This is a genomic window from Ancylobacter gelatini (assembly GCF_022601675.1).
Taxonomy (GTDB): Bacteria; Pseudomonadota; Alphaproteobacteria; order Rhizobiales; family Xanthobacteraceae; genus Ancylobacter; species Ancylobacter gelatini.
In genome coordinates this window covers 56,806-69,815 of sequence record NZ_JAKVIL010000007.1, presented here as the reverse complement: position 1 = coordinate 69,815, position 13,010 = coordinate 56,806, and the positions used below count along the sequence as shown (strand labels likewise).

General features: G+C 66.3%; 12 protein-coding genes. 3 read left to right on the top strand and 9 right to left on the bottom strand.

What is annotated here, in order from left to right; genetic code table 11:
• Positions 1-2: 2 nt before the first annotated feature.
• The 3 genes from MKI84_RS13585 to MKI84_RS13575 all read right to left on the bottom strand — a co-directional run bounded on the left by MKI84_RS13585 (position 3) and on the right by MKI84_RS13575 (position 3,007).
• Complete coding sequence (locus MKI84_RS13585; RefSeq protein ID WP_241620294.1) at positions 3-1,304, bottom strand: TRAP transporter large permease; 1,302 nt, start codon at positions 1,302-1,304, stop codon at positions 3-5.
• Positions 1,301-1,900, bottom strand: coding sequence for a TRAP transporter small permease subunit (locus MKI84_RS13580; protein WP_241620292.1), 600 nt, complete (start codon positions 1,898-1,900; stop codon positions 1,301-1,303). Before MKI84_RS13580 ends, MKI84_RS13585 begins: the two co-directional genes overlap by 4 nt.
• A gap of 63 nt (positions 1,901-1,963) precedes the next feature.
• Positions 1,964-3,007, bottom strand: coding sequence for a TRAP transporter substrate-binding protein (locus MKI84_RS13575; RefSeq protein ID WP_241620290.1), 1,044 nt, complete (start codon positions 3,005-3,007; stop codon positions 1,964-1,966).
• A 342-nt stretch (positions 3,008-3,349) separates the two neighbouring features.
• Here MKI84_RS13575 and MKI84_RS13570 point away from each other — a divergent pair, with 342 nt between their 5' ends.
• From MKI84_RS13570 to hydA, 3 genes are read left to right on the top strand one after another with little or no spacing between them, the layout of a single operon-like run.
• The gene (locus tag MKI84_RS13570; RefSeq protein WP_241620288.1) at positions 3,350-4,051 is read left to right on the top strand and encodes a maleate cis-trans isomerase family protein; all 702 of its coding nucleotides are present in this window, start codon (positions 3,350-3,352) and stop codon (positions 4,049-4,051) included.
• A gap of 30 nt (positions 4,052-4,081) precedes the next feature.
• Positions 4,082-4,849 (top strand): GntR family transcriptional regulator, encoded by a 768-nt coding sequence (locus MKI84_RS13565; protein ID WP_241620286.1) that lies wholly within the window; start codon positions 4,082-4,084, stop codon positions 4,847-4,849.
• Between the two features lie 11 nt (positions 4,850-4,860).
• Positions 4,861-6,264, top strand: coding sequence for a dihydropyrimidinase (gene hydA, locus MKI84_RS13560; protein WP_241620284.1), 1,404 nt, complete (start codon positions 4,861-4,863; stop codon positions 6,262-6,264).
• Between the two features lie 53 nt (positions 6,265-6,317).
• On the opposite strand, the gene glpK is transcribed toward hydA, so the two are convergent.
• The 6 genes from glpK to MKI84_RS13530 all read right to left on the bottom strand — a co-directional run bounded on the left by glpK (position 6,318) and on the right by MKI84_RS13530 (position 13,010).
• Entirely contained in the window at positions 6,318-7,877 is a 1,560-nt protein-coding gene (gene glpK, locus MKI84_RS13555) for a glycerol kinase GlpK (RefSeq protein ID WP_241620282.1), read from the bottom strand.
• Between the two features lie 194 nt (positions 7,878-8,071).
• A complete protein-coding gene (locus tag MKI84_RS13550) occupies positions 8,072-9,829 on the bottom strand; it encodes an ABC transporter substrate-binding protein (protein ID WP_241620280.1) in 1,758 nt (585 codons plus the stop codon).
• A 61-nt stretch (positions 9,830-9,890) separates the two neighbouring features.
• On the bottom strand, positions 9,891-10,184 hold the full coding sequence (locus MKI84_RS13545) for a DUF2160 domain-containing protein (protein ID WP_241620278.1): 294 nt from the start codon (positions 10,182-10,184) through the stop codon (positions 9,891-9,893).
• A gap of 14 nt (positions 10,185-10,198) precedes the next feature.
• Positions 10,199-11,008: a carbohydrate ABC transporter permease gene (locus MKI84_RS13540; protein ID WP_241620276.1), complete on the bottom strand. Its 810-nt coding sequence runs from the start codon at positions 11,006-11,008 to the stop codon at positions 10,199-10,201.
• The gene (locus tag MKI84_RS13535) at positions 11,005-11,907 is read right to left on the bottom strand and encodes a carbohydrate ABC transporter permease (protein ID WP_241620274.1); all 903 of its coding nucleotides are present in this window, start codon (positions 11,905-11,907) and stop codon (positions 11,005-11,007) included. Before MKI84_RS13535 ends, MKI84_RS13540 begins: the two co-directional genes overlap by 4 nt.
• A complete protein-coding gene (locus MKI84_RS13530) occupies positions 11,907-13,010 on the bottom strand; it encodes an ABC transporter ATP-binding protein (protein ID WP_241620272.1) in 1,104 nt (367 codons plus the stop codon). The genes MKI84_RS13535 and MKI84_RS13530 overlap by 1 nt, the downstream gene beginning before the upstream one ends.

Sequence of the window (13,010 nt, the reverse complement as noted above, 5' to 3'; positions counted from 1 at the left end):
GGTCAGAACAGCTGCCGGGGCAGCCACAGCGCCATGTCGGGCCAGGCGATCAGCAGGCCGGTGAAGGCCAGCATCAACAGCACGAAGGGCGTGGCGCCGCGGATCACGTCCATGATCGAGCCCTGCCCGCGCACGCCCTGCACCACATAGAGGTTCATGCCGATGGGCGGGGTGATGAGGCCGATTTCCATCATCAGCACCAGGAAGATGCCGAACCACACCGGATCGATGCCCAGGTGCACGACGAGCGGGAACACCACCGGGAGGGTGGCGATCATCATGGAGAGCGTTTCCATGAAGCAGCCGAGGATCAGGTAGAACACGATCAGCAGCAGGATGATTTCCAGCGGCCCGGCGCCGAGCTGCGAGACGAAGCCGGTGAGGGCCTGCGGGATGCCGAGCACGCCGATCACGAAATTCAGGAACTGCGCGCCGACCATGATCAGAAGGATCATCGCCGAGATGCGCACGGTCGAGACCATGGATTCGTGCAGCAGGCGCATGGAGAAGCGCCGCTTGGCGATGGCGACCAGCAGCGAGCCCACCACGCCGATCGCCGCCGATTCCGTCGGCGTCGCCCAGCCGAGATAGATCGAGCCCATCACGATGGCGAAGATGATGAAGGGCGGCACGATGTCGAGCAGGCTCGCGAGCTTCTCGGCCATGGGGCGCTCGGGCAGGCGCGGGCCGGCGAGTTCCGGCTTGAGGATGCAATAGACCGCGATCAGCGCCATGAACGCCCCGGTGAGCAGCAGCCCCGGCACGATGCCCGCCGCGAACAGCTGGCCGATCGAGGTGTTGGTCATCGAGCCGTAGATGATCATGTTGATCGAGGGCGGGATGAGGATGCCGAGCGTCGCCCCGGCCGCAATGCTGCCGGTGGTCAGGCGCTCGTCATACTGGCGCTCCTTGAGGATCGGCAGCGCCACGGTGCCGATGGTGGCGGCGGTGGCGACCGAGGAGCCGGAGACCGCCGCGAAGATCGCGCTCGCGCCGATATTGGAATGCAGCAGGCCACCCGGCAGCCGGCGCATCCAGTCCGACAGGCAGCGATACAGGCCGTCGGCGACGCCCGAGCGCACCAGGATCTCACCGAGGAACACGAAAAGCGGGATCGCGGTGAGAATGAAGTCGTTCTGTCCGCTCCACATCTGGTTGCCGAAGCCGAGCAGGGTTGCCGACCCGAGAAACGACCAGGCGCCGATGAAGGCGGTGAGGAACAGGGCGATGGCGACCGGCAGCCCGATCAGCATCAGCCCCAGCATCATGAGAAAGCCGAGCCCGGCTCCAACGATCCCGATCATCCGCGAAACGCCCCCGGATCGTCGTGCAACTCGACACGCTCCTCGTCGATGATCTCCTCCAGCGTCTTCATGCCGTAGAAGCGGTTCAGCCTGCGCCGGTCGCTCACCATCAGGATCAGCGCGTGGATCGCGATGATCGAGGCGACGGCGGCGAAGAACAGCAGCCCGATGAACCAGGCCAGTTGCGGCTGCCACAGCGGGGTCATGAGCGGCGTGCCCGACAGCGAGCCATATTCGACGCTCTCCATCAGCGCGGCATAGGACCGCCACGCCATGAACAGCGCCATCAGCGCGATGCACCAGCACGAGACCAGATTGAGCAGCGCCTGCGGGCCGGTGCCGACACGCTCGATGAGGATCTCGACACGGGTATGGGCGCGCTCCAGCAGCGCATAGGAAAAGCCGAAGGCGGCGAGCACCGCCAGCGTGTAACCGCCGAACTCGTCCGAGCCCTGAAGTGAGAGATTGAACGCGCTGCGCAGCACCACCTCGGCGGCGACCAGAAAGGAGAGGCTGAGCAGCAGATAGCCGGCGAGCAGCGCCATCAGGCGCGCCGGCGGCAGCAGCAGCCGGGATACCGGGTTGTCGTCCTTCATGACGCCTCCGAACGGCGGACGGCCGCCCCCTGCGGGGCGGCCTTGGGGATCAGGGTCGGCCGGTCACTTGATGGTCAGGCCGGCGGCGGCGCCGGCGGTCTTGTTCCAGGTGGCCGAGCAGTTCGGGTCCACCGCGTCGCAGGTCTTCTTCCAGATCGGCAGCACGGTGTCTTCGGCCACTTCCTTGATCGTGGCGCGATCGGCATCGCTGATCTCGACCAGCTTCATGGCGAACTTCTTGTGGCCCTTGCAGCTGTCCTGCCCGGTGTTGCAGGCAACCGCATCCTCATTGGCCGAGATGGCAAGGTCCCACAGCTTGTCTTCGAGTTGCTTGAACTGGACCATGATCGCGTCCTGCTGCTCCTTGGTCAGCTTGTTCCAGCTGTCGAGGTTCATGAAGTGACCCTGGACCGAGCCGGACACCGAGAGCGGCAGCAGGTAGGAGGTGACTTCCGGCCAGTTGCCGGTGTTGCCGGAGGTCGGCGAGGTCACGCCGCAGGAGGCGACGCCGCGCTGAAGCGCCGGGTAGACTTCGGAGAACTGCAGCGTCACCGGGGTGGCGCCGAGCTTCTCCAGCATGGCCGACATGGACGGGGTGAAGGAGCGCACCTTCAGGCCCTTGAGATCGTCGAGGCCCTTTATCTCCTTGTTGCAGTAGAACACCTGCGGGCCGAACGGCCACAGCGTCAGCACCTTGGCGTTGAACTTGGTCTGCAGCCGCTCGTCGAAGGCGGGGCGATAGGCATCGACCACCTTGCGCAGCGACGGCATGTCGGTGGCGACACCGATCAGGTCGACGCCCTCGAAGAACGGATCGTCGCGCGAGGCCATGCCGATCTGCACCGACATCACATCGAACGAACCGCCGCGCAGCATGCGCAGCGCGTCCGGCGCCTTCACGCCGACCACGTCCATCGGGTTGTAGTTCACCGCGAACGGCACGCCGGAGGTCTGCGGCAGCGCCTCGAAGAAGGCCCGCTCGATGTCCACCTGCTTGTTGTTCTGGGAGAAGTTGCCGGCAACGCGCAGCGGCGTCTGCGCCATCGCCACACTGGACGCCGCGATCAGACCGGCAGCGACCAGCGAGGCCGAAAGGATGTTCCTCATTGGGACCCTCGTCGATTTTGAATTCATTTCCGAGGTGAATGTTGCAGATAAATCGGCGCGCGCCAAACACTAATCGTGCCGCAATGCAGAAAAACTGCTCAGGATGGCAATTTGCCCAACATTCATGCACATCTGCCGAAATGATAAGCAAAATCTCGACGAAACAAGAGTTTGCGGTCGCCTCCCCCGGCGAAGGGCGCTTGCCAATCACCCCGAATTCCGCTCATAAAGACGCAGACACCCCGACCGGCGCCGCGCGCGGCCTCCCGATCGGCGCGCTTCGGAAAAGCGAGTTTTTGAATGCAAAATGGTCCGTCAGAGTCCCGGCGCACGATGATCGGCATGCTCACGCCATCATCCAATACGGTGGTCGAGCCCTATACGAGCGTGCTGGCCTGGCCGCTGTTTCCGCAGGTGAGCGTGCATTTCGGCCGCTTCCGCGTGCGGCGCATCGCGCTCGACGCCGATTCCAACCAGCAGTTCACGCTCGACCCGATCTTTCAGGCCGCCGACCTGCTGATGGACGCCAAGCCGGACGTCATCGCCTGGAACGGCACCTCGGCGAGCTGGCTGGGCTTCGACACCGACGAGAAGCTGTGCGCGCAACTGCGCGAGCGCTTCGGCGTGCGGGCCACCAGCGCGGTGCTGAGCCTCAACCAGCTGCTGCACCGGCTCGGCTCCCGCCGGCTCGGGCTGGTCACGCCCTACACGCCCGACGTGCAGGAGAAGATCATCGCCAATTACCGCACCATCGGGATCGAGACCGTGGCTGAGCGCCATAGCGGGGGCTCCGACAATTTCTCGTTCTCGGAGGTTTCGGAGAACGAGATCGCGCGGATGTGCCGCGAGGTGGCACAGTCCGGGCCGGACGCGATCGCGATTCTCTGCACCAATATGCGCGGGCCGCTGATCGCGGCCGAGCTGGAGCGCGAACTCGGCATCCCTGTGCTGGATTCGGTCGCCTTCACCCTGTGGGGATGCCTGAAGGAAGCCGGAGTTTCGATGACACGGCTGATGCGGAACGGCATCATGTTCGCCCATTAGCCGCGCACAGAATCCGAGGCAGCCACCACGATGATCGACGCCGATCCGCTCGACAAATTCCCCTCGCCGGAGGAGGCCGAGGCGTCCGGCGGCGAGGCGACGCTGCACGGCAACCTCGTCGCGCAGCTTCGCGCCATATTGATGGAGGGCGAGCTGCCAGCGGGCTCGCGCATTCCCGAGGCGGAACTGTGCCGGCGCTTCCGCGTCTCGCGCACCCCGCTGCGCGAGGCGCTGAAGGTGATGGCGGCCGAGGGCTTCGTCATCCTGCGCCCGAATCGCGGCGCCATCGTCGCGCCGGTCGACCCCGACGAGATCGCGCCGCTGTTCGAGTTCAAGGGCGCGCTGGAACGGCTGATCGGCCTCACCGCCGCCGAGCGCGCCGGCGCCGAGGAGATCGCGGCGCTGGACGCGATCCATGTCGAGCTGAAGGCCGCGCTCGCGCAGGGCGAGCATGACGACTACACCCGGCTCAACTACGCCTTCCACCGCGGCCTCGCACAGGCGACCCGCAACCCGGTGCTGATCCAGAGCTACGAGGCGCTACAGCAGAAGATCTGGCGCTACCGTTTCATCGTGAACGAACACGAGCAGCGGCTGCAGGAATCCTTCGCCGAGCATGAGCGCGTCATCGTCGCGCTGCGCGCACGCACCCCGCTTGACCTTGCCGAGCGGCTGGAGACCCATAACCGGCTGACCGGCCTCGCCATGGTCGAGCTGATGCGGCGGGCGGCGGATGCGGAGACCTCCAAGACGCACGGCAAGAGCCGGGCGACCACACGTTCGGCGACCACAAGCTGAGGAGCCAGATAATGGCCATGTTCGACACCATCATCCGGGGCGGGCGCGTCTCCACGGCCGCCGACACCTTCCTTTGCGACATCGGGATTCGCGATGGCCGCATCGCCGCGCTCGGCACCGATCTGGGCGAGGCGCGCGAGATCATCGACGCCTCCGGCAAATGGGTGCTGCCCGGCGGCATCGACAGCCATGTCCACATCTCGCAGCCTTCCGGCGACGGCATCGTGATGGCCGACGATTTCGAGAGCGCCACGCGCTCGGCGGTGATCGGCGGCAACACCACCGTGCTGCCCTTCTGCCTGCAGGAGAAGGGCAAATCGCTGCGCGCCGCCGTCGAGGCCTATCACGCCAAGGCGGAAGGCCAGTGCTACACCGACGTCTCGTTCCACCTCATCCTCTCCGACCCCACGCCGCAGGTTCTGGGGCAGGAGCTGCCGGCGCTGGTGAAGGACGGCTACACCTCGTTCAAGGTGTTCATGACCTATGAGGGTCTGGCGCTGAACGACCGGCAGATTCTGGAGGTGATGGAGGTAGCGCGCGACACCCGCGCCCTCGTCATGATCCACGCCGAGAATTACGACATCATCCGCTTCCTCACCGACAAGTTCGAAGCCGAGGGCAAGATCGCGCCGCGCTTCCACGCCACCTCGCGCCCGGTGATCGCCGAGCGCGAAGCGACCTCGCGCGCCATCTCGCTCGCCGAGCTTTCCGACGTGCCGTTGATGGTGGTCCATGTCTCCAATCGCGAGGCGATGGAGGAAATCCGGCGCGCCCGGCAGCGCGGCCTGAAGATTTTCGGCGAGACCTGCCCGCAATATCTGGTGCTGACCGAGAACGACCTCGACGGGCTGAACATGGAGGGTGCGAAATATGTCTGCTCGCCGCCTCCGCGCGATGTCGACAGCCAGCAGGCGTGCTGGGAAGGGTTGCAGCAGGGGGTGTTCTCGGTGTTCTCCTCCGACCACTGCCCATTCCGCTATGACGACCCGCAGGGCAAGCTCACCCCCAAGGGCCGCACCTCGTTCCGCTGGGTGCCGAACGGCATTCCGGGCGTGGGCGCGCGGCTGCCGATCCTGTTCTCGGAAGGGGTGATGAAGGGGCGGATCGACATCAACCAGTTCGTCGCGGTGACCGCCACCAACCACGCCAAGGCCTATGGCCTCTACCCGCGCAAGGGCACCATTGCCGTCGGCGCCGATGCCGATATCGCGATCTGGGACCCGGAGCGCCGGCAGACCCTGACCCATGACCTCTTGAAGGACGGCAGCGACTACACGCCCTATGAAGGGCTGGAGATCACCGGCTGGCCGGTGACCACGCTGGTGCGCGGCAAGGTGATGGTGCGCGAGGGCGCGCTGGAAGGCGCCAAGGGCTCGGGCAGCTATCTCTCGCGCGAGATCAGCGCGCTGGTCTGAAAGCGCGCGGATCGGCCGCCCGCGCCTCAGGGCCGCGGATCGACCCCCGCGCCTCAGGGCGCGGTGAGGCGGCGCACCGCGTCGTGCCAGCCGTCGAGCTTGCGGGCGCGGGTTGCCGCCGACATGGCCGGCGTGAAGCGGTGATCGAGCCGCCAGCGATCGGCGAAATGGGCGGGGTCCGGCAGCACGCCGGCGTTCAGCCCGGCGAGATAGGCCGCGCCCAGCGCCGTGGTCTCGCGCACCACCGGCCGGTCAACCGGCGCGGCGAGCAGGTCGGCGACGCGCTGCATAGTGAAATCGGAGGCGACCATGCCGCCATCGACGCGCAGGACCGTGCGCGCGCCATTCGAGGTCGTTCCGGTGGAGGCCGCGCCAGCGGGTGCGGCGCCAGCGGGTGCGGCTCGGGCGGTTGCGGCGCCCTGCCAGTCGGCATGCATCGCGTTGATCAGGTCGACGGTCTGGTAGCAGACGCTTTCCAGCGTCGCGAGCGCGATTTCCGCCTGCGAGGTCGCCCGCGTCAGGCCGAACAGCGCGCCGCGCACATCCGGGTTCCAATAGGGCGCGCCCAGACCCACGAAGGCCGGCACCAGATAGACCGCCTGCGCCGGGTCGGCGGCGCGCGCCAGCGCCTCGCTGTCGGCGGAGTTCTCGATGATCTTCAGCCCGTCGCGCAGCCACTGCACGGCCGCGCCGGCGACGAAGATCGAGCCCTCGATGGCGTAGGTGCGCCGGCCGTCGATCTGATAGGCGATGGTGGTGAGCAGGCGGTTGCCGGAGGTGACCGCCGTAGCGCCGGTGTTGAGCAAGGCGAAGCAGCCGGTGCCGTAGGTCGACTTGATCATGCCCGGCGAGAAGCAGGCCTGCCCAACGGTCGCCGCCTGCTGGTCGCCGGCGATGCCGCCAATGGAAATCGGCCCGCCGAAGAAGCGCGGCTGGGTGGCGCCGAAATCGGCGGAGGAATCCTTCACCTCCGGCAGCAGCGAGCGCGGCACGCGCAGCAGCGCCAGCAGATCGTCGTCCCATTCGCCGGTGTGGATGTTGAACAGCAGCGTGCGCGAGGCATTGGTGGCGTCGGTGGCGTGCACCCGCCCGTCGGTCAGCTTCCAGAGCAGCCAGGAATCCACCGTGCCGAACGCCAGTTCGCCGCGCTCCGCCCGCGCCCGCGCGCCGGGGACGTGATCGAGGATCCAGCCGATCTTGGTGCCGGAAAAATAGGGGTCGAGAATCAGCCCGGTGCGGGCGGTCACCATCGGCTCATGACCCTCGGCCTTGAGCCGCGCGCAGAGTTCAGCGGTGCGGCGGTCCTGCCAGACGATGGCGCGGTAGATCGCCTGTCCGGTGGAGCGGTCCCACACCACGGTGGTCTCGCGCTGGTTGGTGATGCCGATGCTGGCGATATCGCGCGCCTGCGCCCCGACCTGGGCCATGGCGGTGCGGCAGGTGTCCAGCGTGGTGCGCCAGAGGTCCTCGGCCTCGTGCTCCACCCAGCCGGAGGTCGGGAAATGCTGCGGGAATTCCTGCTGCGCCTGCGCCGCGATGGTGGTGTCGGGGCGGAACAGGATGGCGCGGGAGGAGGTGGTGCCCTGGTCGATGGCGAGGAGATAGGTCGTCACGTTGCGCTCCGCGAAAAGGCGTCATCCCGGAAGCTGTGCACCTTGCCGGGACGATCGTCCACGTCGAGCGGGAAGACCGCCGGGGACGGCATGACGGGAAAAGCGCGCCCCGGGCGGCCAGCGTCCGGGGCGGGGTGCCGGGGCAGTGGAGCACAGGCTCCCGCCGCCCCGGCGTCAGGCTCGGACCGTACCGGTCAGTTGCGGCTCGGGGGGGTCGCCGGCCACGAGTTGATCAGCGTGTCATAGTCGATGGTCGCGCCCTGGGGCTTCTCATTGGCGAGCTTGGGCTGCGGCGCGAGCGTGCCGGTCTCCTTGGCGAGATTCACCCAGTATTCCATCGGGTGCTTCTCGTTCAGCTTCGGGCCGCATTCGCCCTGGACGCCCGCCTTTTCGAGGCGCGCCATCACCGATTCCTGCGCCTCGGCGAGGGAATCCATGGCCGCCTGCGGGGTCTTCGCGCCGGAGGAGGCGTCACCGATGTTCTGCCACCACAGCTGGGCGAGCTTGGGGTAGTCCGGCACGTTGGCGCCGGTCGGCGACCACTGCACGCGGGCCGGCGAGCGGTAGAACTCGATCAGGCCGCCGAGCTTGGGCGCGCGCTCGGTGAAGCTCTTGTCCCAGATGTCGCTCTCGCGGATGAAGGTGAGGCCGACATGGCTCTTCTTCAGCGAGACGGTCTTGGAGGTGACGAACTGGGCATAGAGCCAGGCCGCCTTGCGGCGATCCACCGGGGTCGACTTCAGCAGCGTCCACGAGCCGACGTCCTGGTAGCCGAGCTTCATGCCGTCCTTCCAGTACGCGCCCTTGGGCGAGGGAGCCATGCGCCACTTCGGCGTGCCGTCGGCGTTCATGACCGGCAGGCCTTCCTTCACCATGTCGGCGGTGAAGGCGGTGTACCAGAACATCTGCTGGGCGATGTTGCCCTGGGCGGGCACCGGGCCGGCCTCGGAGAAGGTCATGCCGAGCGCCTGCGGCGGCGTGTACTTCTTCAGCCACTCGATATACTTGGTGATCGAGTAGACGGCGGCGGGGCCGTTGGTGTCGCCGCCGCGCTCGACGGTCGAGCCGGTGGGGCGGCAGCCTTCCATGCGGATGCCCCATTCATCGACCGGCTTGCCGTTGGGCAGGCCGCGATCGCCGTTGCCGGCCATGGAGAGCCACGCATCGGTGAAGCGCCAGCCGAGCGAGGGGTCCTTCTTGCCGTAGTCCATGTTGCCATAGACCTTGACGCCGTCGACTTCCTTCACGTCGTTGGTGAAGAACTCCGCGATGTCCTCATAGGCCGACCAGTTCAACGGCACGCCGAGATCGTAGCCATACTTGGCCTTGAACTTGGCCTTGATGTCCGGGTTGGTGAACCAGTCGTAGCGGAACCAGTAGAGGTTGGCGAACTGCTGGTCCGGGAGCTGGTAGACCTTGCCGTCCGGCGCGGTGGTGAAGGAGATGCCGATGAAGTCCGGCAGATCGAGGGTCGGCGAGGTGACGTCCTTGCCCTCGCCCACCATCCAGTCGGTCAGCGGCACGGCCTGCTTGTAGCGGAAATGGGTGCCGATCAGGTCGGAATCGTTCACCCACGCATCGTAGATGTTCTTGCCCGACTGCATCTGGGTCTGGATCTTCTCGACGACATCGCCCTCCTGGATGAGGTCGTGGGTCAGCTTGATCCCGGTGATCTCGGAGAACGCCTTGGCGAGGACCTTGGCCTCGTATTCATGGGTGGTGATGGTCTCGGAGACGACGTTGATCTCCATGCCCTTGAACGGCTCGGCCGCCTTGATGAACCATTCCATCTCCTTCATCTGCTCGTCCTTGGAGAGCGTGGAGGGCTGGAACTCGCTGTCGATCCATTTCTTGGCGGCCGCCTCGTCCGCGCGCACCGGCGCGGCATGGGCGAACAGCACCGCCGCGCTGGCGGCGAGCAGGAGGCGTGTGCGGCGATTTAACGGTCTCATATCCGTTTCCTCTCGGTTGCTTCTTCCCAGGAACCCGCGGCTTCACGCCGCTTAGGCGAATTCACACGAGGCGGAACACCGCCAGTGCGTAGACAAGGCAGAGCGCGAGCGCCCAGCCGAGATCGGGACCCACCAGGCCAAGCCAGGCGAGATTGATGAACGCGCTGCCCAACAAGGTGATGAACAGCCGGTCGCCGCGCGTGGTGGGGATGCCGAGCACCCCGACGCGCGCCCGCTCCGGCCGCCACACGCCCAGCAGCGTGAACAGGATGAGCAACGTGGCGATGACCGCGAAGAACAGGCCGGTCTGCCAGGTCCACGCCATCCAGGCGAGGTTCTCGGAAATGGAGTCCATCGTCCCCTCCCCGCTCACACCCGCCCGAGGGCGAAGCCCTTGGCGATGTAGTTGCGCACGAACCAGATGACCAAGGCGCCGGGGATGATGGTCAGCACGCCGGCGGCGGCGAGCAGGCCCCAGTCCATGCCCGCCGCCGAGACGGTGCGGGTCATGGTGACGGCGATCGGCTTGGCATTGGTGGCGGTCAGCGTGCGGGCGAGCAGCAGTTCGACCCACGAGAACATGAAGCAGAAGAACGCCGCGACGCCGATGCCGGAAGCGATCAGCGGCATGAAGATCTTCACGAAGAAGCGCGGGAAGGAATAGCCGTCGATCGCCGCGGTCTCGTCGATCTCGCGCGGCACGCCGGACATGAAGCCTTCGAGAATCCACACCGCGAGCGGCACGTTGAACAGGCAGTGCGCCAGCGCCACCGCCCAGGGCGTGTCGAACAGGCCGATGGCGGAATAGAGATTGAAGAAGGGGAGCGCGAACACCGCTGGCGGCGCCATGCGGTTCGACAGCAACCAGAAGAACAGGTGCTTCTCGCCGATGAAGCTGTAGCGCGAGAAGGCATAGGCGGCCGGCAAGGCGAGGCTGATCGAAATGATGGTGTTGAGCACCACATAGGTCAGCGAGTTGATGTAGCCCGAATACCAGCTCGAATCCGTGAAAATCTTGATGTAGTGCTCGAAGGTGATGTCATTCGGCCACAAGGTGACGCCCGAATTGATCTCGAAATTGGTCTTCAGGCTCATGTTCACGAGCCAGTAGATCGGCAGCATGAGGAAGATCAGATAAACGACCATCACCAAGGTGCCGGTGCGCGAGCTCTGGTTCATCCCGCGATCTCCCGCTGCGGGCGCTCGCTGCCGGCGTGGGTCATCACCGTGTAGAAGACCCAGCACACCGCGAGCACGATGAGGTTGTAGACGAGGCTCATGGCGGCCGCCTTGCCGAGGTCGAACTGGCCGAGCGCGAGCTTCACGAGGTCGATGGACAGGAAGGTGGTGGCGTTGCCGGGCCCGCCGCCGGTGAGCACGAACGGCTCGGTGTAGATCATGAAGCTGTCCATGAAGCGCAGCAGCACCGCGATCAGCAGCACGCGGTTCATCTTGGGCAGTTGGATCGTGGTGAAGATCGCCCAGCGGGAGGCGCCGTCGATGCGCGCGGCCTGGTAATAGGCATCCGGGATCGACTTCAGGCCAGCATAGCACAGCAGCGCGACAAGGCTGGTCCAGTGCCACACATCCATCACCACGATGGTGATCCACGCCGCGAGCGGATCGCCGGTGAAGTTGTAGGGAATGCCGAGCGCGTTCAGGCCCCAGCCGGCGAGGCCGATATCGGCGCGGGCGAAGACCTGCCAGATGGTGCCGACCACGTTCCATGGAATCAGCAGCGGCAGCGCCATGACCACCAGCGTCGCGGCGACCTTCCAGCCCTCGCGCGGCATTGAGAGCGCGACGAGGATGCCGAGCGGAACCTCAATGGCGAGGATGATCGCGGAGAACATCAGGTTGCGCCACAGCGCATCGAAGAAGCGCCCGCCGAGTTCGGTCGAGGGGTCGAGCAGTTCCTGGAACCAGCCGAGCCCGTTCCAGAAGAACTGGTTGTTGCCGAAGGTGTCCTGAACCGAATAGTTCACCACCGTCATGATCGGCACGATGGCCGAGAAGGCGACGATGAGGAACACGGGCGCGACCAGCCACCAGGCGCGGTTATTGAGCGGCTTGTCCATCACGAGGCCCCCTCGCGGTTCGTGGCTTCACCGGGCACCAGCACGCCGCCGGCGTAAATGTGGATCTGGCGCGGATCCAGCCGCAGCCCGGCCTCGTCGCCGTTGAGCGCCAGCCCTTCCGGCACCATCGCCGCCGCCGGCTGCCCGGCGATCTCCACGCGGGCGATGCGGGCGCGGCCGATATCGTCGATGCGCTTGACCGCGACCGGCACGCCCGTGCCCGCCGGGGCGAGCGTGGCGAATTCCGGCCGCACGCCGAGTTCGATGGTCTCGCCCGCCGGCAGCGCGGGATAGGCCCGTGCCAGTTCGATCGCCACGTCGCCGATCAGGGCGCGCCGCCCCTCCACCCGCGCCGGCAGCACATTCATGCCCGGCGAGCCGATGAAATGGCCGACGAAAGTGTGGGCCGGCCGCTCGAACAGCTCTTCGGGCGTGCCGGTCTGCACCACGCCGCCGTCATGCATCACCACCACCGTATCGGCGAAGGTCAGCGCCTCGGTCTGGTCGTGGGTGACGTAGATCATGGTCAGGTCGAGCGTGCGGTGCAGTTCCTTCAGCGTCGAGCGCAGCTGCCATTTCAGATGCGGGTCGATGACGGTGAGCGGCTCGTCGAACAGGATCGCCGCCACATCCTCGCGCACCAGCCCGCGCCCGAGCGAAATCTTCTGCTTGGCGTCGGCGGTGAGGTTGGCGGCCTTGCGGTCGAGCACCGCGCTCATGTCGAGCCGGCTGGCGATCTCCTCGACGCGGCGGGCGATCTCCTCGCGCGGCATGCGCCGGTTCTTCAGCGGGAAGGCGAGGTTCTCGCGCACCGTCATGGTGTCGTAGACCACGGGGAACTGGAACACCTGCGCGATGTTGCGCGCCTCGGTCGGCAGGTGGGTGACGTCGCGGTCGTCGAACAGGATTTTTCCGCGCGTCGGCACCACGAGGCCCGAAATGATGTTCAGCAGCGTGGTCTTGCCGCAGCCGGAAGGCCCGAGCAGCGCATAGGCGCCGCCCTGCCGCCAGACATGGTTGATCTCCTTCAGCGCATAATCCTGCGGGCCGCGCGGATCGGGCCGGTAGGCATGGGCGAGACCGTCGAGTGTGATGGATGCCAT